Annotated in this window: 22 protein-coding genes and 1 riboswitch; of the genes, 11 read left to right on the forward strand and 11 right to left on the reverse strand. The window is 46.2% G+C overall.

The window, feature by feature from the left end:
- Positions 1-48 precede the first annotated feature (48 nt).
- On the reverse strand, positions 49-657 hold the full coding sequence (locus ACFQ1X_RS00505) for a DedA family protein (protein ID WP_144840646.1): 609 nt from the start codon (positions 655-657) through the stop codon (positions 49-51).
- Between the two features lie 17 nt (positions 658-674).
- Positions 675-1754 carry a metallophosphoesterase gene (locus ACFQ1X_RS00510; RefSeq protein ID WP_144840645.1) on the reverse strand — a complete coding sequence of 360 codons (1080 nt, stop codon included), beginning with the start codon at positions 1752-1754 and terminating at the stop codon, positions 675-677.
- 169 nt (positions 1755-1923) lie between these two features.
- Here ACFQ1X_RS00510 and ACFQ1X_RS00515 point away from each other — a divergent pair, with 169 nt between their 5' ends.
- The 5 genes from ACFQ1X_RS00515 (at position 1924) to ACFQ1X_RS00535 (ending at position 5332) form a co-directional block, all read left to right on the forward strand.
- Positions 1924-2265 carry a lmo0954 family membrane protein gene (locus ACFQ1X_RS00515; RefSeq protein WP_379080897.1) on the forward strand — a complete coding sequence of 114 codons (342 nt, stop codon included), beginning with the start codon at positions 1924-1926 and terminating at the stop codon, positions 2263-2265.
- Between the two features lie 12 nt (positions 2266-2277).
- The gene (locus ACFQ1X_RS00520; RefSeq protein ID WP_144840644.1) at positions 2278-2916 is read left to right on the forward strand and encodes a PspA/IM30 family protein; all 639 of its coding nucleotides are present in this window, start codon (positions 2278-2280) and stop codon (positions 2914-2916) included.
- A 64-nt stretch (positions 2917-2980) separates the two neighbouring features.
- On the forward strand, positions 2981-3679 hold the full coding sequence (liaF, locus tag ACFQ1X_RS00525; protein WP_144840643.1) for a cell wall-active antibiotics response protein LiaF: 699 nt from the start codon (positions 2981-2983) through the stop codon (positions 3677-3679).
- Entirely contained in the window at positions 3676-4719 is a 1044-nt protein-coding gene (locus ACFQ1X_RS00530; RefSeq protein WP_144840642.1) for a sensor histidine kinase, read from the forward strand. Before liaF ends, ACFQ1X_RS00530 begins: the two co-directional genes overlap by 4 nt.
- The gene (locus ACFQ1X_RS00535; RefSeq protein WP_144840641.1) at positions 4697-5332 is read left to right on the forward strand and encodes a response regulator; all 636 of its coding nucleotides are present in this window, start codon (positions 4697-4699) and stop codon (positions 5330-5332) included. Before ACFQ1X_RS00530 ends, ACFQ1X_RS00535 begins: the two co-directional genes overlap by 23 nt.
- A gap of 339 nt (positions 5333-5671) precedes the next feature.
- On the opposite strand, the gene ACFQ1X_RS00540 is transcribed toward ACFQ1X_RS00535, so the two are convergent.
- The 5 genes from ACFQ1X_RS00540 to ACFQ1X_RS00560 form a co-directional block, all read right to left on the reverse strand.
- Positions 5672-7504 (reverse strand): mechanosensitive ion channel, encoded by a 1833-nt coding sequence (locus ACFQ1X_RS00540; protein ID WP_144840640.1) that lies wholly within the window; start codon positions 7502-7504, stop codon positions 5672-5674.
- A gap of 130 nt (positions 7505-7634) precedes the next feature.
- Positions 7635-9791, reverse strand: coding sequence for a HAMP domain-containing sensor histidine kinase (locus ACFQ1X_RS00545; protein WP_144840639.1), 2157 nt, complete (start codon positions 9789-9791; stop codon positions 7635-7637).
- Entirely contained in the window at positions 9791-9952 is a 162-nt protein-coding gene (locus ACFQ1X_RS00550) for a hypothetical protein (protein WP_379080904.1), read from the reverse strand. Before ACFQ1X_RS00550 ends, ACFQ1X_RS00545 begins: the two co-directional genes overlap by 1 nt.
- Positions 9930-10622 carry a response regulator transcription factor gene (locus ACFQ1X_RS00555; RefSeq protein WP_144840665.1) on the reverse strand — a complete coding sequence of 231 codons (693 nt, stop codon included), beginning with the start codon at positions 10620-10622 and terminating at the stop codon, positions 9930-9932. The genes ACFQ1X_RS00550 and ACFQ1X_RS00555 overlap by 23 nt, the downstream gene beginning before the upstream one ends.
- A gap of 79 nt (positions 10623-10701) precedes the next feature.
- Positions 10702-11586 (reverse strand): DMT family transporter, encoded by an 885-nt coding sequence (locus ACFQ1X_RS00560; RefSeq protein WP_144840638.1) that lies wholly within the window; start codon positions 11584-11586, stop codon positions 10702-10704.
- 108 nt (positions 11587-11694) lie between these two features.
- Here ACFQ1X_RS00560 and ACFQ1X_RS00565 point away from each other — a divergent pair, with 108 nt between their 5' ends.
- Positions 11695-11925: a helix-turn-helix domain-containing protein gene (locus tag ACFQ1X_RS00565; RefSeq protein WP_144840637.1), complete on the forward strand. Its 231-nt coding sequence runs from the start codon at positions 11695-11697 to the stop codon at positions 11923-11925.
- A 692-nt stretch (positions 11926-12617) separates the two neighbouring features.
- Here ACFQ1X_RS00565 and metX read toward each other — a convergent pair.
- Together metX and ACFQ1X_RS00575 are read right to left on the reverse strand one after the other, a co-directional pair.
- Positions 12618-13631, reverse strand: coding sequence for a homoserine O-acetyltransferase MetX (gene metX, locus ACFQ1X_RS00570; RefSeq protein WP_144840636.1), 1014 nt, complete (start codon positions 13629-13631; stop codon positions 12618-12620).
- A 12-nt stretch (positions 13632-13643) separates the two neighbouring features.
- Positions 13644-14933 (reverse strand): O-acetylhomoserine aminocarboxypropyltransferase/cysteine synthase family protein, encoded by a 1290-nt coding sequence (locus ACFQ1X_RS00575; RefSeq protein ID WP_144840635.1) that lies wholly within the window; start codon positions 14931-14933, stop codon positions 13644-13646.
- Positions 14934-15040: 107 nt separating this feature from the next.
- Positions 15041-15156, reverse strand: a riboswitch (SAM riboswitch).
- Positions 15157-15289: 133 nt separating this feature from the next.
- Between ACFQ1X_RS00575 and ACFQ1X_RS00580 the strand changes: the two genes are divergently transcribed.
- Together ACFQ1X_RS00580 and pepT are read left to right on the forward strand one after the other, a co-directional pair.
- The gene (locus ACFQ1X_RS00580; RefSeq protein ID WP_144840634.1) at positions 15290-15931 is read left to right on the forward strand and encodes a glycerol-3-phosphate acyltransferase; all 642 of its coding nucleotides are present in this window, start codon (positions 15290-15292) and stop codon (positions 15929-15931) included.
- Positions 15932-16024: 93 nt separating this feature from the next.
- Positions 16025-17242 (forward strand): peptidase T, encoded by a 1218-nt coding sequence (gene pepT, locus ACFQ1X_RS00585; RefSeq protein WP_144840633.1) that lies wholly within the window; start codon positions 16025-16027, stop codon positions 17240-17242.
- A gap of 405 nt (positions 17243-17647) precedes the next feature.
- Here pepT and ACFQ1X_RS00590 read toward each other — a convergent pair whose 3' ends face one another.
- Positions 17648-18667 (reverse strand): STAS domain-containing protein, encoded by a 1020-nt coding sequence (locus ACFQ1X_RS00590; protein ID WP_144840632.1) that lies wholly within the window; start codon positions 18665-18667, stop codon positions 17648-17650.
- A gap of 180 nt (positions 18668-18847) precedes the next feature.
- Between ACFQ1X_RS00590 and ACFQ1X_RS00595 the strand changes: the two genes are divergently transcribed.
- Entirely contained in the window at positions 18848-19081 is a 234-nt protein-coding gene (locus ACFQ1X_RS00595; RefSeq protein ID WP_144840631.1) for a hypothetical protein, read from the forward strand.
- Positions 19082-19120: 39 nt separating this feature from the next.
- Positions 19121-19546, forward strand: coding sequence for a pyridoxamine 5'-phosphate oxidase family protein (locus tag ACFQ1X_RS00600; protein ID WP_144840630.1), 426 nt, complete (start codon positions 19121-19123; stop codon positions 19544-19546).
- A gap of 33 nt (positions 19547-19579) precedes the next feature.
- Here the strand turns inward: ACFQ1X_RS00600 and ACFQ1X_RS00605 are convergent, their stop codons facing one another.
- The gene (locus tag ACFQ1X_RS00605; protein WP_144840629.1) at positions 19580-20014 is read right to left on the reverse strand and encodes an RrF2 family transcriptional regulator; all 435 of its coding nucleotides are present in this window, start codon (positions 20012-20014) and stop codon (positions 19580-19582) included.
- Positions 20015-20203: 189 nt separating this feature from the next.
- Between ACFQ1X_RS00605 and hmpA the strand changes: the two genes are divergently transcribed.
- The gene (gene hmpA, locus ACFQ1X_RS00610) at positions 20204-21379 is read left to right on the forward strand and encodes an NO-inducible flavohemoprotein (protein WP_144840628.1); all 1176 of its coding nucleotides are present in this window, start codon (positions 20204-20206) and stop codon (positions 21377-21379) included.
- The last annotated feature ends 232 nt before the right edge of the window (positions 21380-21611 follow it).

The following is a 21611-nucleotide window of genomic DNA, read 5'->3' on the forward strand; positions in this document are numbered from 1 at the left end:
TATTATAACAACTTATATTAAGCGCATCAATTTCCAGCTGTACAGCCCCTATTTCCCGTTCCTTTTATGGATGAAATACAAGATGCCCGCGACAGCGCCCAATCCCAATAAAATGTAAACGACATTTGAGTAGAGGTCCAGCTGATCCAAAATAATATCGCGGTTTTCGCCGACAGCCGCACCAGCAACGACGAGAAATGTGTTCCATATAACTGTTCCGGCAATCGTAAACAGTAAAAACGTTTTGACTTTCATGCCGGACATACCGGCGGGAATCGAAATAAGGCTTCGAACTACTGGAACCAGCCTTCCAAAAAACACCGCCCAAATGCCAAAGCGGTCGAACCAGGCATCCGCTTTGCGGATATCCTCTTTTTTAACGCGCATCCATTTGCCGTATTTCTCAACAAGACCTTCCAGCCGACTGTCGCTCAGCCATCTGCCGAGATAATACAGTATGATAGCTCCTGCAACAGAGCCGGCTGTTGCAGCTGCCACCACCCCGGCTATATTCAAATCTGCTGTAGCGGTCATAAAACCGCCCACTGTCAGGACAATTTCAGAAGGAATAGGCGGAAAAATGTTTTCGAGTAATATCAGCACAAATATTCCTGCATATCCGTAATCCTCCATTATTGCAGTTATCCAAGATTCCATCTAACCAACTCTCTCATTCAAGTATTTTGAAATTTTATCCGCACTGCCCATAATTCCGAGCGGCTGCCAATCCGGATCGGCGGCCCCCAGAAGCCGAAACCCGAAGATACAAGAAAATGGGTCGAATCTTTTAAGCGGTAACCATAATCGAGTTCAAATACTCTTTTGGTTATCAAGTGATTCGGCCACATTTGCCCTTTATGCGTATGGCCTGATATATGAAAATCAGCATTCAATTCAACCGGCGTCTTCAAATCAGAAGGAGTATGGTCCATCACGATCCACGGCAAGTTACCTGCCGGTTTTAAACTTTCGATCGGATGCCTGTTGCCATTAGTACGTTCCTCTCTGCCAGTCAGATAACATTTGCCTTCGATTTCCACTGTTTCGTCCCTCAATATCGTAACGCCCGACTCTTCCATGACACGCACCAGCAAAGGGATTTTCTTGCCATAATATTCGTGGTTCCCCAAAACGCCGAACACGCCATATTTTGATCTCAGCTCCTTCATAACTTCAGACATCCCATATCTTGTATACCAGATGGGATCGTCGTCCACCAGGTCCCCGGCCAATAAAACCAGATCCGGCTCCACCCCATTGCTCAACGTGACAAAACGCTTCAAATGGCGTTTACCTGACAAGACGCCGAGATGAAAATCAGACGCAATGACGATATTCATATCTTCACCGCTCCCCTTCACCGTAATTTCTTTTTGGCGAATGACGGGGCTGTAAGCGAGAAAAGTACCAACTAAAAAAATCAGCAGCAGAACGGTTGCGGCTACCGAGCCAATGATTTGTACTTCGCGGTGATGGTCAACAACAAGCACTGCAAAATGCGCAATCGGTACCAGCAGCAGAGTATATTGGAAAAACCCCAGCCAGTATGATCCGGCAATTGTAAAGCCCAGCCATTTATGCCCAATCATCCCGATAAAATAACTGAAAGCAAGCGCTGCCCAGAAAAATGCAAAGAGCCACCCATTCACCGGCACTGAAAAACTTAACAGCCATACAAACACAGCCCATCCTATGTATCCTGCAAGAGCACCATAAATTATCAAGACACTAACCCCAGCAGTAACTTGCTTCACGAATCGCCACCTCTTTTCGGTCTGCTTCCATTATACCCTTCCACCTCCTTCTGCTAACTACCCGGCATCGACTAAGCCTCAAGTCTGATAAAAAGATGCAGTAGCAGACCGTGTTGCCGTTTCCCAAGCCTTGATAAGATTAAGTTAGAAATTGAGAGGAGGAAACAACTTGAACAAATTTTGGATGACAGTCATCGGCGTGATCGCCGGCATTATCGCTCTGTCGAATTTGGGGCCCATCATCGGCCTGGCTTTTTCAGGAGTAATCATCTATATAGGTGTCCACTACTACTTGAGAAGCACATCGACAGCCGCAAAAATCCTTTGGGCAATCGTAGGAACAGTTGGAGCTTTATCAGCTGTTTCCAATGTACCGGCCATAATCGGCGTGCTGGCAATCGCAGTATTATGGTACATCTATAAAAACTGGAACGAAGAAACGATTGCTGCCCCGGTGAAAAATGATCCTTTTACAAATTTCGAAAAACAATGGGACAAGCTTACTAAATAAGGAGGAAAACAAATGACGACATTATGGCAACGTTTAAAATTTGCAGCAGCAACAGACATGGATGCAATTCTGGATAAAAAAGAAGAAAAAAATCCGCTCGGTTTATTGAACAAATACATTCAGGAAGCGGAAAAAGAAACCGAAAAGGCCGGGCAGTGGCTTGAACGTCAAACGACCCTTGGCAGCAAGCTGGAAAAAGAGCTTGAGGAAGCGCAAAGCTTTCTTGAAAAGCGTCAGGCACAAGCTGACTTGGCGCGCACAGCTGGTGAAAACGATTTATCCGCATTCGCCGACCAGGAAGTGGCCGCATATACTTTCCAGGTGGATGAACTTCACAGGGCTTTGGAGGAAAACAAAGAAGAAAGCGTCGTTCTCGAGCAGCGTTACGAGGAAATGAAGCATAAGGTCAAGGATATGAAAATCCGCCAGCTTCAATTGATGGGCAAAGAAAACTCGACGCGAGCCCATTACCAGATGGATAAAATCCTGAACCCTGAACTCGTGGCAGAACGCATTGGTTCTTATGACGACATGGCAAGCTATATTAAATCTCTTGGCAATAAAGTCGAAGAGCGGCATGAACGGTCCACCATGGAGCGCCGGCTGGAAGCGCTGGAAAAAAACAGCGCGCATTCAAAAGAAATTGTGTAAGCTGGAGTAAGGGGGATTTCTTCCCTCTTACTTTTCTGCTGCAAAGAAGGAGGCGAAAACAGCGATGAATCATTTCTCAACCAACAGACAGGCATTTTTTGCCTTGAGTGCTTTATTCCTCATATTCCTGGAGGCTGCTTTTCTCGGAAACGGCAGCGTGTTTTTGGTTCTTCTTGGCATCGGACTCATTTATTACAGCAATAAAAACAGCCCCAAATACCGGAAATCCTATTTTGGGACCGGTTTTGTCCTGATCGGCATTTCGATTCTTTCCATGTGGAGTCTTCGCCTGTTTATCCTGGCGGCTGCGATCTACTTATTGGTCCGTTTGTGGAAAGGTGAAGAATGGCAGCAGAAAGTGCCATTAGAAGGACAAGTTGATAAAGGGCTGATCCAAAATAAATTCTTCTCTGCACAGGCTACTCCGATTGAATCCTATGAATGGAAAGATATCCATATTCAGGGCTTTGTCGGCGATTTGCTGATTGATGCAACTCAAACTGTCCTGCCGAAAAAACCTTCACTCATTTCGATTCGCCAGGGATTCGGCCGGGTTCGGCTCATCATTCCATACGATGTGCCTGTGCGGGTTTATTATTCAACGGTTTTTGGTGATGCGCGATTTTTTAATGGCGATAAACAACGGTTGTGGTACGGGTCCGTTCACACACAGGACGGCTATGAACACGCAACAGACAGCAAGACGGAATTGATCGTCACCATCGCTACCTGGATGGGGGATGTCGAGGTGATTCGCCGATGAGACAGATTCTGCCCCGCAGTTTATTTTTCATGGCCTTATTCGCCACAATCATTTTCAGTATTTTGATCGCCCTTCTCGGCTTGCCGGCTGTAAATACCTGGTCTGTCCTGTGGCAAGATTTTGTTGCAGGGCTCCCCTTCGGCGTCTGGCTCTTCGTATTGATGGTGGCGCTGTCCGCGGGGATTGCCTGGTGGACCGAATCCCTTTCGCGTTCGAAAGTCCAGGATATCGAAGAGATATTCCAGGCTCTTCTGCGCAACGAAGACCAGACCGTCATTGAAGCGGCAAAAATGAAGACGTTGCCGCCAAAACTTTCGACATCGATCCTGAAAATCCAAAAGTTGCTGGAATCCCAGCGAAGAAGTTTAGCGCGGATTGCCAACGAACGAGCCGAAACACAGGATCAGCTTATTCAGGAACGTCTTGTCATGGAGCGCCAGCGGCTGGCGCGGGAATTGCACGATTCGGTGTCCCAGCAATTATTCGCAGCTTCGATGCTGTTGTCTTCCATGACCGAAGGAAAAGAAGCATCTCCGGGTTTATTGCAGACAGAAAAAATGGTCCAGCAGGCACAGCTTGAAATGCGTGCATTATTGCTGCATCTGCGGCCGGCTGCCCTTCATGATAAGAGTTTGCGCCAAGGCTTATTCGAACTGGTATCCGAGTTGAAAGAAAAAGTCCATTTTACGATTGAACATAAACTCGAAGAAGTGCCTCTCCAAAAAGGTGCCGAAGATCACTTATTCCGTATCGCCCAGGAAACCTTATCGAATACATTGCGCCACTCAAAAGCAACCGAAGTCCATATATTATTTATTGAACGGGATAATTTTGCCATTTTACGCATCCAGGACAACGGTGTCGGTTTTGAAAGTGAACAGTCGAAATCGACTTCCTACGGGTTGAAGCATATCGAAGAACGGGCTATAGAAATCGGCGCTACCAGTAAGATCGTGTCTGTTCCTTCTGAAGGAACCATCGTAGAAGTAAAAGTACCAATCGAAAGGAAGATTCCTGATGATACGAATTCTGTTAGTTGATGATCATGAAATGGTTCGCATCGGCGTTTCCGCATATTTGCAGGCTCAGGAAGATATGGAAGTGGCCGGTGAAGCGGTCAACGGGGAAGAAGCGGTGAAAATGGCGCTGGAACTTCGGCCGGATGTCATCCTGATGGATATGGTAATGCCGGTGATGAACGGCGCCGAGGCGACTGAAGCAATCATCAAAGAGTGGCCGGAAGCGAAAATTATGATTGTCACATCTTTCCTTGATGACGACAAAGTTTATCCGGCGTTGAAAGCCGGAGCCGTCAGTTACATTTTAAAAACTTCGAAAGCTTCGCGCATCGCTGACTCGATCCGCGAAACGATGAACGGCATGCCGGTTCTCGAACCTGAAGTGATGAGCAAAATGATGAAGCAGATGCGCCACGAACGTGTGCTGCACGAGGATTTGACCGAACGGGAAATGGAAATCCTACTGCTGCTCGCACATGGCTATACGAATCAGGAAATTGCTGATGAGCTGTACATAGCGTTAAAAACTGTAAAATCCCATGTCAGCAATCTGCTGAGCAAACTGGAAGTCCACGACCGGACCCGGGCTGTCATTTACGCTTTCCAGCATAAGTTGGTGGCTCCACCTGAATAAAGAAAAGCGGAAGCGCCCGTTAAGCTCTGAAAGGCATAAGCCGATTTGGCGAAGCGGCGTGTCTTCAGCCGCACAGTCGCGAAAAGCGGAAGTGCCTGTTCAGCTCTGACAGGTATAAGGCGACCCAGAGAAGTGGCGCTCTTTGCCACGCAGCTGGGTTGACTTATATCCCGATGAGCTAGGCACTGGAGTCTAGACATAAAGTGGCTTATGACCCGAAGAGCTGGGCCGCTGGAGTCTAGACAGAGAATAACGGCCCTAACCGTTCTGCTCTGGAGTCTGGTCAATAAATTAACCCATAATAAAAAAGGCGGCCGAGGCCGCCTTTTTTACGTGTGCTTATTTCCCTTTGAACGGGTCCTGCTTATTACGGTTTCGTCCTGCTCTTTTAGCACGTCCATCTTTATTGGAGTTCTTTGGCAAGTCAGTTGATATGCCTTTCTTGTCTTTAGTGTCATTTAATCCCTCGTTCGAACGACTTTCATCCGTGGAGGTTTTCTCTATGATTGGATCAGTTACTGTTTTCTCGTCTTTCTTGCTCTTTGTTCCATCGTATGGATATCTCTCATCCGGCGAGGTTTTTTCTACTATCGGGTCAGTCGCCGCTTTCGCTTCTTTGGCAAGGCCCACTTTTTTGGCTTCTGCTTCCCGCTTCTTCGTCTCCCATTCTTCGTGATCAACTTCGGTTTCTTTCAGGCTCGTTTCCATTCGGTCCAAATAACGCGACGCATGTTCTCTGCCCCCTAATCCGAAAGCGAGACCGAATGCCAATGCTGCTCCTCCCAAAATCAGGATGAAGGCCGCGTTGATGATGGAAGCTGCGATGCCCAATTGATCGAGTGCCATAAAGAATGCGAATGCAAGAATGGCATATTTTGCGACATACCGCAGTACATGCGGTCCGCCGGAAGATTTCTTGAAGACGCTGCCGATAAAATCTTCTGCCAAATTCGCTAGCCAGAACCCAACAGCAAGAATAATGAGGGCTGCGATGACTGCAGGAATATAAGCGAAAATCCCTGTTGCCAAAGTGACCATGAACGCAAGCCCCAATAACTGCAGCGCTTCAACAGTGAATAAAAGGACAATCAATATCTGGGCCACGATGCCGATGATGTTGGCAAGTGAATTTGCAGATGGAACTGCATCCGGGTCTGCTGTTTTATTCATTCCCATTTTTTCAGTCAGGGAATCGGCACCAAGATTCTTCATCAATTGGACAACAAAATCTTTGATCCAGCGTCCAATGATGATTCCGGCTAAAATCAGCAGGATTGCCACGATGATATTCGGAATCATGGCCATAATGTCATTCAGCATGGCGATTGCCGGTCCGGAAATTCCACGCAGGGCAAGAACTTCAAGTGCCGCAATCGTCACAGGAAGCATGATCAGTATAAACGCAATGATGCCGATGACATTCGAGACGCTGGTGCCGCTGAAAAACTGGGAAATTTTCAGCTTTGCAGCCAGTCGGTCTGTGCCGATCGATTCGAGGAATTTCGAAAGAATTTTCTTAACGATGGTCGCTGCAATCCAGCCAATCGCAAAGATGATTGCTGCTGCAATCAATTTCGGGATAAAATTCAGGACGCTGGCAAGCATATTTGAGAATGGCTCACTTACCCCGTCAATACTCAGCGCACTGAGGACTGCCGGGAGAAACAGCAACAGAATCAGATAGAAAGCGATGTTAGCTGCAGTTTCAGTCCACTTTACTGTATCGTCTTTTGATACACCAGTCTTTTTCTTGACTTTGCTGAAATCGAACTTTCTCCCCGCCATTAAAATCAGGCGTTTGACAACCGTGGCCAGAACCCAGGCCAAAAGAAGAATCAGCCCAGCTTTTAGAATGCTTAGGAACGCTCCCGACAAGTTATCAAAGATGCCCATGAACGGTGCTCCGATTGCTCCAAGGTTCAAAATATTGAAGAAAATCGCAACAGTGAAAAGTAAGATTAATACGAATATGACTTTACTGATGATTTTCGACAGGCTGTATTTCTGCTGGCTCATGCCCGCCTTTTCATCCAACTTTGATTTGTCCAATAATTTGTAAACTGCTTTCTCTACCATCTTGGCTACAATAAAACCGATAATAAGGACAAGAATCGCCAAGAGAATTTCAGGAAGCGCGTTCATAAAATTATTGAAGTAGCCGCTAGTATCCATTTTTTAACCTCCATTCAATTTTGTGTAGTCTCTATTGATATCCCCTAGCCTCTTTTTTTCAAAACATTCAAGCAATTTATGTACCACATAAAAACGGCTGCACCCTTTTGGGACAGCCGTCAAAACTCATTTATACACTTGGCAGTGAGACCGTCACTTTAAAAAGGTCGCCGTCCACTTCGATCTTCATCTTTCCGCTATGGAGATCGACTATCGACTGGGCAATAGCGAGTCCAAGGCCCGACCCTTCCGTTTGCCTTGCTACATCGCCGCGTTTAAAACGCTCAAATAATTCATCTGTATTTTCTCCCAATTCGAAACGGGTAACGTTTTTCATCACAAACTCGGCTTCGCCATTTGTTTCTTTCAAACTTGCAAAGACCCGGGTTCCCGGCAATGCATACTTGATGGCATTCAAAATCAGGTTATCCAATACGCGCCACCACTTTTGACCATCTGCCATTATATAAACCGGCTGCTCAGGGATCGAAATCCGGAAATCCAGGCCCGATGAAGAAATATCTTCCGCATGTTCGGCAAAAGCTTGTGTCTTCAGTTGTGTAAAGTCCACTCGCTGGCGGTGCAGCTCCATATTGCCGCTTGCCATCTTCGAAACTTCAAAGAGGTCTTCGATGAGCGTTTTTAACCGCTGTGATTTTCTGTCCAGAATTTCTGCATACATCAATCGATCCTCTGTCGACAGGTCCGGCGTCTTCATTAAATCCGTGTAAGTGATGATGGAAGTCAGCGGAGTCCGGAGATCGTGACTTACATTCGTAATCAATTCCGTTTTCAGCCTTTCGCTTTTCGCCTGTTCTGATACCGACAGGCGAACACCTTCTTTTAACCGGTTCAGATGGATTGCGTGCTGCGCAAGCGGCGATCTGCCGCGCACTGGAATTTGTTCATTCAAGCTGCCGTCCGCAATCGCACGGGTGCTGTCCATCAGAATGTTCAAGTAGCCGAAGCGCTTCATCATGAACAATAGTACCGGTAGTCCGATGAAGAGAGTGGCAGGTATCCAGACAATTATCGCAGCCTGTTGAATAATGACCAGCAAAGTCCCAAAGCCCCAGAAGAAGATTACAATTAACAGGATCAACATTTGAACACCGATCGATTTTTTCAGAAATGCGAAACGTGCCATCTGCATCGACCTGAAAAAATAACTGTTCTTAAACTCTTCCATTACCATTTCTGTGTTTTTGTAATGCGAAACAATCCAAACAATCTGCAGGATCGTCAGAACAAAGAACAACAGAGTCAGCAGCAAATACTTCAGCGTCTGCAGGATAAAATAACTGATGTCATTGTAATAGATATAGTCCAGCACGGACAATGTGCCGACCAGGCCAAATGGCAGAGCAAGCACCGCGCTTATCAGCAGCAGACCTGCTTTGACTTCAAACGGCCAGCTCTTCCACTTGGAATAAAACGGCATTTTCACAAAGTTATTTTGTTCGAAGCGCAGCTTAGTTAACAACAGTACAATTCCGGCAATCGCCAGTGCACCCATGATATAGAGCACATTTTTGACTGTCGAATGCTGAATGATGCTTGCACCATTATCACTGGCTGCAAGAAGCTCACGGTCAATCTGTATTGTCCCTGTAAATTCAGCATTTGAAGCAGGCAAGTACGTATCGGTATTATTGTAATTTGTATAGAACATCTCTTCATTATCTGCCTGAAGCGGCACAGCATCAGTGTATTCCTTCTCGTAATACGGACGGCTGTTCAAAACACCTTTCGTGAAGTTTTCGCCTGTCTCCGTATTGATCAGATCATATACATAATAGGAATAAAAAGAACTGAAGTTTGCCTCATCATTCATGATTTCATTGATGGCAACTCTTTCCGCCCGCAATTTTTCTTCCTGAATCTTTTCGCGAACGGTTTCATCATCCGAAAAGTTATTCCGGATTTCTTCGATTTTTCCGTCACGCTCTTCTGTCAGAATTTCCACCAGGCTGTCATTTTCATTTTCGAGTGCTTCTTCGATATCAGGATTGTATTGATCCTGAATACTTTGAATCTGCTGCGCCAAGGTGCCGTATCTGGTGCGGTATTCTTCAATTTCGTCTTCTGAAACCGTGAACTCCGTGTCAGATGTCGGCGGATCGAGTTCCAATACAATCAGCCGGTTGATAAAGTGATTGTATTCTTCCTTGAATTCAGTGGTCTCGAGATAAGATTTTCCAAAGTATTTCGGTCCCAGCTCCATTACGCTGAAAATTCCGATCAGCACGATGGATAAAGTTATAAGCCACAGCCATTTTTTCATCATTAAATATCTCCTTTGGACATCGTTCGAAGAGATGCCAGTAAATCAGTGGCAGGATTGCCAAAAAAGATTTCGACAAAGAATGCCAGACAATAAAGCAGAGTGAAACAGGCCAACGTCACAGCAATCACAGACCAGATATCATTTTTCAATTTTGTAGCCAATGCCCCACACCACCTTTAAGTATCTTGGATTCTTCGGATCCGTCTCAATCTTTTCCCTGATTTTCCGTATATGGACCGCCACGATATTTTCAGCGTTATAAGCCGGTTCGTTCCAGACTCGTTCATATATATCGCGTATCGAAAATACACGCCCCGCATTGACCATCAACAATTCAGTGATTTTAAATTCAATCGGAGTCAGTTTTACGGAATCCCCGTGAAGCAACACTTCTTTCGCATCCGAATCCATAACCAACCCATCGATTTCGATGCGCTGTGATTTGTCCTGATACGTCCCAAGACTAACGTAACGTCTCAGTTGTGATTTGACCCGCGCCACCAATTCCATCGGATGGAACGGTTTTGTCACATAATCGTCAGCCCCTACTGAAAGGCCATGGATCTTATCTGAGTCCTCGGCTTTTGCGCTGAGCATAATAATTGGGATATTTCGCTGTTCCCGAATTTTGAAGGTTGTCGAAATACCGTCAAGCATCGGCATCATTATATCCAAAACGATGACATGGACTTCATTGGCTTCAAGCAATTCAATTGCCTTTTGGCCATTTTCAGCCTTCAGCACACGATAGCCTTCATTTTTTAAATAGATTTCGATGCCGTCACGGATATCCTGATCATCATCCGTAACCAATACCGTAAATTGAGTCATCTCTTCGCCTTCTTTCTTCACTAAACTCATCATAAAGAATAAATCTTAAGCCCAGACCAGTATAAATATGAAGAAATTCTTAAGAAAGTTCCATGCCTTCTTCAGCTTTTCTCCTTTTGCCCAGTGTCAGGATTAAAATGCCGCCGAGCAATAAACAGATTCCTGCCCAGGATAAGCCGCTCAGGACTTCCCCCACTACCAATACTCCGAGAACTGAGGCGGTAAGCGGTTCAGCCAATGATAAGGTAACCGCAGAAGATGAGGGGATCCTCTTCAATCCTCTTGAAAATAAAATATAGGCAAGACTGGTCGTGGCAATCCCCAAATATAGAATAATTCCCGTATCTGCAGGAATAACAATATAAGAAATATCAAAGAAGAATAATGATGGCATCAAAAAAACAGCCGAAACGGAAAAAATGAGCGCCACTGCCGGAACTGGCTCCATCGATCCAAGAACATTTTTACTGGCAATTGCATAAAGTGCGAATGATAAACCTGCTCCCAGCGCCATAGCGACACCGAGTGAATTGACATCCGCTGCCCCCTTATTCGCGAACAGTAAAATGCAGCCGATGATCGCCATTGCAGTAGCCGAAATCCAAATGCGGTCCGGGCGCCTTTTCAAAAACAGCCATTCGATCACACCGGCAAGCACCGGTGCACTTCCGATGGCCACAACCGTGCCGATTGCGATTCCGGTCAGTTGCACCGATGAAAAGAACAGGGGCTGAAAAAGCGCCATGCTGACAGCGGCAACGACAGCAGCCGGCCACGGAATATTGTGAAAGCTGAAACCTTTTGTCATTAATACAAACAGCAGCAAGGAAAATCCGCCGATCATCAGGCGGAATGCGCCGATTGTCAGCGGATGCGCTTCCCCTGAAATGAAATTTTGCGCTGTGCCGGTTGTGCCCCAAAGCATCGCCGCCAGCAGCACCATGATATATGGCATTGCGTTCATCTATTACACCTCTGACTTCCAGTTATATCAATTACCATACCATTATTCCAATCGTTTGAGATACTGCTCACCAGCTATTATAATAAAAGAAAAAGAGGAGGCGATCTTATGTATATGACAGTCCCGGAAACTGCTACTTTTTTGTCCATGCCGCAAGAGCAAGTCAGAAGATATATATTGGAAGGACGCATCAAAGCAGTGCACGATGGAGAACAATACATGGTCAACACCTCTCAATTCGACACCCATTTCCAGCAGCTCGAGCTTGCCAAACAGCAATTGGAAGAATGGAAAGCGACGCCGATTCCAGATGATGTGGATATCAAAGATGAAGATTGAAAAGAAAAGCGGAAACGGCCGCTCAGCTCCGACAAGCGTAAGACGATCTGGCGAAGCGGCATGTTTTCAGCCGCACAGTCTCGAAAAGCGGAAGTGCCTGTTCAGCTCTGACAGGCATAAGGCAGACCAGCGAAGTGGCGCTCTTTGCCACATAGCTGGGTTGACTTATGCCTGTCAGAGCTAGGCACTGGAGACTAGACACCAGAGTGGCTTACGACTCGAGGAGTTGGCCGTTGGAGTCTGGACACCGAAAAGCGACGGTGCCCGTTAAGCTCTGAAAGGCAAGAGGTGGACCAAATGTAATTTGGTCCACCTCTTTGCGACGAAGCTAGCGAAGCGATGCAACGCCCTTTCATGTCTCGAAGCTAGCGCAGCGGTGCAGAGACAGGAGCAATAAGGCTTTTGACAGACCAGCGAAGTGGCGTTCTTTGCCGCGCAGCTGGGCTGACTTATGACCCGAAGAGCTGGGCCACCGGAGTCTGGACACCGAAAAGCGACGGTGCCCGTTAAGCTCTGAAAGGCATAAGTCAGACCAGCGAAGTGGCGTTCTTTGCCACGCAGCTGGGCTGACTTATGACCCGAAGAGCTGGGCCACCGGAGTCTGGACACCGAAAAGCTGCCGTTAGCGTCTGAACAGCATACAAAGAAAAAGCATCCCGCAAAAATTGCGGGATGCTTTTTTTATATTTGTTTCATCGAGTCGCCTTAACCTGTTCTTCTTTATATAGAAACTTCCCGACAAACCCGCTCCATTTTCCGAACTCCACCAGAAATCCATCGTGGCCGAAATCTGTTTCGATGATTTCCCAGGATGCATCTGCCTGCTCTGCCAGCCAGGGAATCATCAGTTCAGCCGGATACAAAAGATCATGCGTATACGAAATTGAAAGAATCGGACATGCCACCTTCCGTCCCTCCAGATCATGGCTGTTCATAGCTTTCAATAAAATCAGGTAGCTATTGGCATCAAAACGCTGAGCCAGTTTACTGCCCTGATAATCCAAATACGATTCTACCTCAAAATTGTTTCCACTTCCGGAACGCCCGAAGCGCTCGTTAAATAGTTTGCCGGTCCGGTAACTGATCATCCCTGCCATCCTTGCAAGATGAAACCCTTTGAAATCACAGGATCCTGTGTAGTGTCCATTTTGAAAATCAGGATCATTTTCAATCGCTTGAATGCCAATGTGATTAAAAGCCAGCGCATAACTGGAGAACGACGGGGTGACCGCAAGCGGCACGATTGTTTCTATATATTCCGGATAGAGCGCTCCCCATTCGAGTGTTTTCATGCCCCCGAGTGAACCGCCGATAACTGTCTTTAATTTCTCAATACCCAAAATTCTCAATGCTTGATATTCGGCACGCACCATATCTTTTATGGTCAACAATGGAAAATCCGAACGGTACGGTGCCCCAGTTTGCGGATTAATTGATAACGGACCCGTGGAACCATGGCAGCCGCCCAGCACATTAAAGGAGATTACCTGGAATTTATCTGTATCCAAAGTTTTGCCGGGACCTGCCATGCCGCTCCACCACCCCGGCTGTTCTTCGGTGCCGACAGCATACTGATCTCCCGTCAATGCATGGCAAATCAGTATTGTCGGGTTGTCGAAATTGCCGTTCCGCTCATATGCCAATTCCACTCCTTCGAGCACAACTCCTGATTCCAATGCCAGATCCCCGATGGCTACTGTCTTCATGCCATTCTCCTCCTATACTTGCTGAACTGCTGCGGCTTTGATGGCCTGCTCCAAGTCAGCGATCAGATCTTCCGGGTTTTCCAGTCCGACCGACAGACGAATCATTTCTTCTGTCACACCGGATTGTTCCAATCCTTCTGCGTTCAATTGCTGATGCGTTGTGGATGCCGGATGGATGATCAGCGATTTTGCATCTCCCACGTTTGCCACATGGGACCACAGGCTGACTCCATCAATCACTCTCCTGCCAGCATCCCTTCCGCCTTTGATGCCGAAATTGACGATTGAACCAAAAGTATCTTTTAGATATTTTTGGGCCAGTCCATGTGAGGGATGATCTTCGAATCCGATGTAATTGACCCATTCAACCTGCGGATGGCTGCGTAAATAGTCGGCGATAATTCCGGCATTGCTGCTGTGCCTCGGCAAGCGCAAATGCAGCGTTTCCAGGCCCTGCAAGAAAATATGTGCACTGTCTGGGCTCAATGAGGGTCCGAAATCACGCAATAGCTGAACACGCAATTTTGTCGCGAAAGACGCCCCTTCCGCGTCAATTCCATAACGGATACCGTGATAGCTGTCATCAGGCTCCGTATAATTCGGAAATCTTTCATGGTTCCAATTGAATTTCCCACCATCCACGGCAATTCCGCCGATTGCTGTACCGTGCCCGCCGATCCATTTGGTCGCTGAATGAATGACCACATCTGCACCGAACGCGATAGGATTGCTGCCAAAAGGCGAAGCGAATGTATTGTCGATTAACAACGGAATATTGTATTCATGGGCAATCTCTGCCACCCGCTCCACATCAAAAACATTGAGACTCGGATTGCCGATAGTTTCGCCAAAGAAAACTTTCGTTTTGTCGGTAACGGCTGATCGGAAGTTTTCGGGATCTGTGCCATCGACGAATTTCACGGTAATGCCGTAGCGCGGTATAGTTTTTGCGAATAAATTATAAGTGCCCCCATAAAGATTACTGTCCGCCACCACTTCATCTCCGGCTTCTGCGATGTTCATAACCGAAAAGGCGATTGCCGCCATTCCTGAAGACAATGCGACTGCAGCCGTCCCACCTTCAAGCAGCGCCACACGCTGTTCAAAGACATCCACTGTCGGATTCATAATACGTGAATAGATATTCCCGGTTTCTTTCAACCCGAATAAATTTTGTGCATGTTCTGTATCCCGGAATACATAGGAAGTTGTTTTATGGATCGGTACCGCTCGTGCGCCTGTTTCCGGATCGGGCTGCTGGCCGCCGTGAAGTAAAAGTGTCTCTGGTTTGAAATTCGTCATTTTTTATTCCTCCATAAATTTTATTAGATGGTCCTTAAAGTAGACGAGGGAATAGAAAAAAGGCCCCCTTCTAATTAGAAGAGGGCCGCTGTATACGGAGTTTCCTCCTCTCATCTGCCAAACTGTCGTTCCAGTCTGTAGGAATTAGCACCTTTCCAAGCTGGGTTGCTTGTTGGTTGCCGGGCATCGCAGGGCCTATTCCCTCCGCCACTCTGGATAAGAGTATTCAGATTCAGTTTTCCATCTTGTTGAGAAGTATAAATAATGATACGATATTTTGTCAAGGAGGTTGTCGGATAATTTTGAAACTTCCTTCTTATTCATACGTTTAATATTAAGAAAGGCAGGGGCAAACTATGATTTTATGGATTTTTTCCGCACTTATTTCAGGTTATTTAATTGGCTGCCTGCATGGCTCAGTTGTCGCACAACTTTTATCGGGCAAAAATATCAAATCAACAGGTGTGAAAAATTCGGGAGCAGCGAATGCCGCAATCGTTCTTGGCTGGAAATACGGGGCAATGGTGGCGTTTCTTGATATTGCCAAAGGTTTTGCCGCAGTCCTGGCCATGCGCTTTTTGCTTGGCGCGAGCAGCCTGCCCGCAGAAACGGTTTGGGCGATCCTCTTTTTCATCGCTGCCGGGGTAGTTCTCGGCCACAATTTTCCGTTTTATATGAAATTTAATGGCGGCAAAGGAACGGCAGCAGTCATTGGCGTGATGATTGCGCTGGACTGGAAACTCGGATTACTCGGACTGGCGCTCCTCATTGCCATTGCACTTGCCACAGATTATCTGGTAATCGGCGTGCTGGCCCTGTATGCAATGTTCATCATTATCGCGTTTTGGCCGGCAGAAGGCTTGTGGCCCTATGTTATCGCGCTTGCACTGATGGCAATGTCGCTATGGAAACATCTTGAAAATATCAACCGTATCAGGGATGGCTCTGAAAATAAAGTCTCTGCCGTACTGCGAAAAAAAGCTGCAGACTCCCATTGAGGGCTGCATTTTTTTCATTCCTTACAAGATTTACAGATTTCTTTTTATTCATGTTAAAATAAGGACAATACATATTTCAGGAGGCCTTTAATCATGATTGAAACTTTAATCGAGCGATTGATCCGTTATGCAAAAATCGATACACAATCCAATTTCGAGAACCTGGAAACCCCGTCCACACCCGGACAATGGGATCTTTTGCGGGAATTGGAGAAAGAAATGAAAGAAATCGGTTTGGAAGACGTAGATATGGATGCCCATGGTTATCTATTCGGCACACTGCCGGCCACTTCCGACAAAGAGCTTCCAGTTATCGGATTTCTTGCCCATGTTGATACAGCTACCGACTTTACCGGCAAGAACGTCAACCCGAAACGTGTAGACAATTATGATGGCAAAGATGTGCCGTTGAATGATTCGATTACAATGACCGTCCAGGATTTCCCGGATCTGCAAAATTACATCGGCCATACGCTGATTACAACGGACGGCACCACCCTGCTTGGAGCAGACAATAAAGCCGGTGTCGCTGAAATCATGACGGCGATGGAATATCTCATTCAGCATCCGGAAATTGAACATGGTAAAATCCGTGTCGCTTTCACTCCGGATGAAGAGATCGGGCGAGGCCCCCATAAATTCGATGTTGAGCGATTTGGTGCCGACTACGCCTACACAATGGACGGCGGCCCTCTTGGTGAACTTCAATATGAAAGCTTCAATGCAGCTATAGGAAAGTTGACTGTTCAGGGAAAAAGTGTCCATCCCGGGTCAGCTAAAGACAAAATGTTGAATGCATCGACCATCGCCATCAAGTTCCAGAACGCTATGCCTGAAAATGAAGTTCCTGAAAAGACGGAAGGCTATGAAGGATTCATTCATCTGAACAATTTTAAAGGTGATGTCGAGCAAGCTACTTTAATCTATATCATCAGGGATTTTGACAAAGACAAATTCGAAGCGAAAAAAGCGCATATGCAGCAAACAGCCCAAAAGCTTCAGGAACAATTCGGAGCAAACGTGCTCACTCTTGAACTTGAAGATCAATATTACAATATGAGAGAAAAAATCGAACCTGTCATGGAGATCGTGGACGCGGCAGAAAATGCCATGAAGACGCTCGGCATCGAACCCCACATTGTCCCTGTCCGCGGAGGAACTGATGGTTCACAGCTTTCCTACAAAGGAATGCCAACACCGAATATCTTTACAGGCGGCGAAAATTATCATGGCAAATACGAGTTCATCTCTGCAGAAAATATGGAAAAAGCTGCACAGCTGATCGTCGAAATGGTGAAAATCGAAAAATAAAAAATGAAAGCCGATATTCCACAAAACAGCTTCGCTTGCCTGGGGGCTCGCGCTGAGCTAACTCGAGGCTTCGCTCGAGTGGATCTCAGCACTTCGCTTGGTCCCCTGGGCGTCTTCGCTGTTTTGCTCCATATCTCAGCTCTTTTTCTATAAAGGAATAGACTTTTAAGTGTGTTGTATGTGAGAAGGTGAACACTTGCATTATCAGCACAGAACAGAATGAAGCGGCAGGCGGCGACTCCATCGGGAACCAGAGCTAGTCCTGAGACCCCGCAGTGAGCGAAGCGAGCGAGGAGGCTCAGGCAGCTCCCCGAGGAAAGCGTCCGCCTAGAGCGAAATGATTAAAAAAGTTGTCGGTTTCTCGACAGCCAGAAAAAATGCGCCCAAGTGGGCGCATTTTTTTGTTTACAGTATACTTCTTCCATTCTGTGCCAGCGCGTAATGAATGCCGTGTTGCAAGGTCTGAAAGCAATTGAATTTCAGGATGTCAATTCCGCTTTCACCGATCACCATGCTCATTTTCGGCGAAATTCCCACCAGAATCGTCTCAGTTCCGATAAGCCCGGCAGTGGCACCCAGTTTTTCAATCAAGGCAGCCGCCTGACGGTTGAAATTACTATTGAGGCCTGTCAGATCCAGCACCAAATATTTCGCTTTGTATGTCGGCAGATTCTGCAGTGTTTTGATCATCAATTCCTCTGACCGCTCTTCGTCGTATGTACCGAGCAGCGGAACCACTACGATGCCTTCCAGCACCGGGATGATCGGTGATGACAATTCCTTTATGAGCATCGTCAGCTCGGAAGTTTTTTCTTCCACCAATTTCTCAAGCTGTCGGATCTCACGCGCTTCACTCGCCCGGGCCAGCCGGTGAATGTTTTCTTCAATAGTTTTTTCTGAGGGGAAATAACGGATGATACTTTCATTGAATCCATCGATTTGGTAATGAACAACTTCATACCAGATATTCTTCTCAAAAAGTTCGGTGAAAATTCCTGCGTAATGTGCGGGAAGAAAATTTCCTCCGGTTGTTTTCTGCTGGGCGACATTGATTTTATGTTCCCAGCTGTTTTTCAAATGGACTTCCAGAGTACTATCATCGACATCCAGATTATGAATTTCCGCAACTCCCCATCCGGCTGATGCATATGTATTGGTGATTAATGCTGCGGCCTGTGCTACATCTACATCCTCCATCTCAGAGAAATAGCTGCCGACTACCATACCTTGCCGGTAGCCCGTCGTTTCCATAACCACACCAGCTGCATCTTCTCCTGCAATCTCTTCTATAGTATCAAAAAGCATTTTCATTGCAGTTGAAGTCCAGAAAAGGACAGATTCTTGTCCTTCAAACAGAAATTTCCCGTTCTCAAGATCCCATTCAAAGCTTAATCCACCTACATTAATAGAATGTTGTGTATTCATGTAATAACTCCTCTCGCACGATAATCATATTTTACCATATTTCTAAACAAGGTTCGGCAATTAATTCAAACCACCGGGACTCCAAGGTTTATGTCCACGCATGCGATTGAACTTCCATGTTTTAAATTTAACAGGAAAAGGAATATACAGATAAGACTAACCGAAAGAGGTGTTCCATTGATGTCAGATAAAAAGCATTTTACTGAAGACGACCGCGAAGAAAGAAAAGGCGCTCCTATGGACAATCCCGAACAATCCAAAACTGATAAAGAATCACTTTCTGAAATGCATGAAGAAGAGATGAACGTCGATACGATTCCACTCGAAGACCTGAAGCAGGAACAGCAGGAAGAAAAGAATCCACGTGATACCAAAAGTGATTCTTCAAGCGAAGAAAAGAATCCAGGTTCATAAAACAGCTTCAGGAAATAAAAGAATTTAAGGAGTGAGACGATGAATCAGGAAGAAGCAAAAAAAGCGGCGTTGGGGATTCTAGATGACAGCAAAGTCGGTGTCCTGGCGACGATCAAAGAAAACAAACCACATACACGGTATATGACATTTTTTCACGACGGCTTCACATTGTACACGGCCACCAGCCGGAAATCGCAGAAAGTTGATGAGTTGGAAGCCAATCCGCATGCCCATATATTGCTCGGCTACGAAGGTGAAGGCGTGGGAGATGCCTATCTTGAAATCGAAGGACGAATGGCTGCTCATGATGATGCCGAAATCATCAACAAAGTATGGAATGATCATCTCAAGGGCTGGTTCACCGGACCCGATGATCCGAACCTGATGATATTGCGAATCCATCCCGAACATGTACGACTTATGAATAAAAAAGGCCAGGAACCTGTAGACCTTCAACCGCAATAATAAAAACGGTCCGATTCTTCCATCGGGCCGTTTTTATGTGTTTAATATTTCGCGCAATCCCTGGCGATTCGCCAGCAGATCTTCCAGTGTATAACCGTCGAGTACCGCTAGATATGCATGAAGCGCCTGACCCAGCACCCCCCGCAATCCACAGACCGGGGTTATCGGGCAGCGATTGTGTTCGGGATCAAAACATTCAACAAGGTGAAAATCGTCTTCCATCTTTCTGACGACAGTCCCCACATTTATATTCTCCGGTTTGTCCGCCAATTGGATTCCACCATTTCTTCCTCTCACAGTGCGAATGAATCCGGCTTTTCCAAGTTCGAAGGTCACTTTCATCAAATGGTTCTTTGAAACATTATAAGCACTTGAAATTTCCTGGACAGTCGATAAAGTGCCTGGCTCCTTGGAACCAAGATAAATCAGAATCCGCAGTGAAAAATCCGTATACATCGTTAATCTCATATTTTTCACCTTCCTATCTCTTCATTATATAGGTTGATAGGGCTTCAATACAGCTAAAGCACCCGACAGCCATATGGCGTTTCTGTGACTGTAAATATGTCTGAAATATTAAAGTGGTATTTAATATATATCTTTAAAACTCAAAGCGGTATATAGTCAAAGTATAGAAAACAAAAGGAGAGATTGACAATGTTATCAAACGAAACAAGAGCAATCATTAAATCCACTGTACCTGTCCTGGAAGAACACGGAACTGCGATCACAACTGTATTTTACAAAAATATGTTTGAGGCACATCCTGAATTATTGAATATATTCAATCACGCCAACCAGAAACAAGGACGCCAGCAAGCCGCTTTGGCCAACACCGTTTATGCGGCTGCTGTCCATATCGATAACCTGGAAGCAATTCTCCCGGCAGTAGTCCAAATTGCAAATAAACACGTGAGTCTCGGCATTAAACCAGAACATTATCCGATTGTCGGCGAATACTTGCTGAAAGCGATCAAAGAAGTGTTGGGCGAAGCTGCAACGGATGACATCATCAATGCCTGGGCTGAAGCCTATGGCGTCATTGCCGATGCGTTTATCGGTGTGGAACAGGACATGTACGAAAAAATGGAGAACCAGACAAACGGCTGGAAATTCTTTAAGAACTTTACGGTTGCCAGAAAAGAAAAAGAAAGCGAAAATATCATTTCTTTCTATTTAACTCCGGCAGACGGCTCCAATGTGCCTGCCTACGAACCCGGGCAATACATTTCCGTACGCCTGACCATTCCAGGCGAAGAGTATTTATTCAACCGCCAATACAGCCTTTCCCAAGCGGCCCAACCGGATGAATTCCGCATTTCCGTTAAATCGGAAAGGGACAATGATCCGAACGGGCGGGTCTCTGTCTATCTCCATGATGAAGTAAACGTTGGAGATGTCATTGAAGTTAGCGCTCCTGCAGGTGAATTTGTTCTGGACGCAACGAAAGAATCCCCTGTCGCATTTGTCAGCGGAGGCGTCGGCATCACGCCGATGATGAGTATGTTCGAAACGGTTGCTACGATGACGCCTGAACGTCCGACCACTTTCCTTCACGCAGCACGCAATGAAAGCTTCCATGCGTTTGATAAAGATATCCGAAAATATGTGGAAAAAATGGATAACGCAAAATACAAAACGTTATACTCTGACCAACCGGAAGGGTTTATCACGCGTGAAGTGCTCGCGGAAATGGTCGATGTTACCGGTGAAGTTTACGTCTGCGGCCCGGTCCCATTCATGGAAAGCATGATCACTGAATTGCGTGCACTTGGCATGACGGACGAACAGATCCATTTCGAATTCTTCGGTCCTGCTGTTGCGCTTCAATAAGAAAAGTGACAGCGAAGCGATGCAGAGACAGAGACAGAAACGGAGTTGGCTTTCCAACTTCGTTTCGACGAAGGGCGAGATCCACTCGGTTGGTACACTAAGTTAACTGGGCGTAAAAACCGTGCTCCTGCATCGCTGCGCTGCTTCGTCGCAAAGACTTAGCCACGCAAGCATCGGCTAATGTCTTCGAAGCTGTTTTGCGGAATATCGGTTTTAATGTTTCTTTCTCAAT

This window comes from Metaplanococcus flavidus, from assembly GCF_042675885.1.
In the GTDB taxonomy this organism is placed as follows: Bacteria; Bacillota; Bacilli; order Bacillales_A; family Planococcaceae; genus Planococcus; species Planococcus flavidus.

Excerpts from the sequence above, each read along its gene's own strand:
- ACFQ1X_RS00505 (WP_144840646.1), bottom strand. The coding sequence starts at position 657 with ATGGAATCTTGGATAACTGCAATAATGGAGGATTACGGATATGCAGGA.
- ACFQ1X_RS00520 (WP_144840644.1), top strand. The coding sequence starts at position 2,278 with ATGACGACATTATGGCAACGTTTAAAATTTGCAGCAGCAACAGACATG.
- liaF (WP_144840643.1), top strand. The coding sequence starts at position 2,981 with ATGAATCATTTCTCAACCAACAGACAGGCATTTTTTGCCTTGAGTGCT.
- ACFQ1X_RS00530 (WP_144840642.1), top strand. The coding sequence starts at position 3,676 with ATGAGACAGATTCTGCCCCGCAGTTTATTTTTCATGGCCTTATTCGCC.
- ACFQ1X_RS00535 (WP_144840641.1), top strand. The coding sequence starts at position 4,697 with ATGATACGAATTCTGTTAGTTGATGATCATGAAATGGTTCGCATCGGC.
- ACFQ1X_RS00540 (WP_144840640.1), bottom strand. The coding sequence starts at position 7,504 with ATGGATACTAGCGGCTACTTCAATAATTTTATGAACGCGCTTCCTGAA.
- ACFQ1X_RS00545 (WP_144840639.1), bottom strand. The coding sequence starts at position 9,791 with ATGATGAAAAAATGGCTGTGGCTTATAACTTTATCCATCGTGCTGATC.
- ACFQ1X_RS00555 (WP_144840665.1), bottom strand. The coding sequence starts at position 10,622 with ATGACTCAATTTACGGTATTGGTTACGGATGATGATCAGGATATCCGT.
- ACFQ1X_RS00560 (WP_144840638.1), bottom strand. The coding sequence starts at position 11,586 with ATGAACGCAATGCCATATATCATGGTGCTGCTGGCGGCGATGCTTTGG.
- ACFQ1X_RS00565 (WP_144840637.1), top strand. The coding sequence starts at position 11,695 with ATGTATATGACAGTCCCGGAAACTGCTACTTTTTTGTCCATGCCGCAA.
- metX (WP_144840636.1), bottom strand. The coding sequence starts at position 13,631 with ATGAAGACAGTAGCCATCGGGGATCTGGCATTGGAATCAGGAGTTGTG.
- ACFQ1X_RS00575 (WP_144840635.1), bottom strand. The coding sequence starts at position 14,933 with ATGACGAATTTCAAACCAGAGACACTTTTACTTCACGGCGGCCAGCAG.
- ACFQ1X_RS00580 (WP_144840634.1), top strand. The coding sequence starts at position 15,290 with ATGATTTTATGGATTTTTTCCGCACTTATTTCAGGTTATTTAATTGGC.
- pepT (WP_144840633.1), top strand. The coding sequence starts at position 16,025 with ATGATTGAAACTTTAATCGAGCGATTGATCCGTTATGCAAAAATCGAT.
- ACFQ1X_RS00590 (WP_144840632.1), bottom strand. The coding sequence starts at position 18,667 with ATGAATACACAACATTCTATTAATGTAGGTGGATTAAGCTTTGAATGG.
- ACFQ1X_RS00595 (WP_144840631.1), top strand. The coding sequence starts at position 18,848 with ATGTCAGATAAAAAGCATTTTACTGAAGACGACCGCGAAGAAAGAAAA.
- ACFQ1X_RS00600 (WP_144840630.1), top strand. The coding sequence starts at position 19,121 with ATGAATCAGGAAGAAGCAAAAAAAGCGGCGTTGGGGATTCTAGATGAC.
- ACFQ1X_RS00605 (WP_144840629.1), bottom strand. The coding sequence starts at position 20,014 with ATGAGATTAACGATGTATACGGATTTTTCACTGCGGATTCTGATTTAT.
- hmpA (WP_144840628.1), top strand. The coding sequence starts at position 20,204 with ATGTTATCAAACGAAACAAGAGCAATCATTAAATCCACTGTACCTGTC.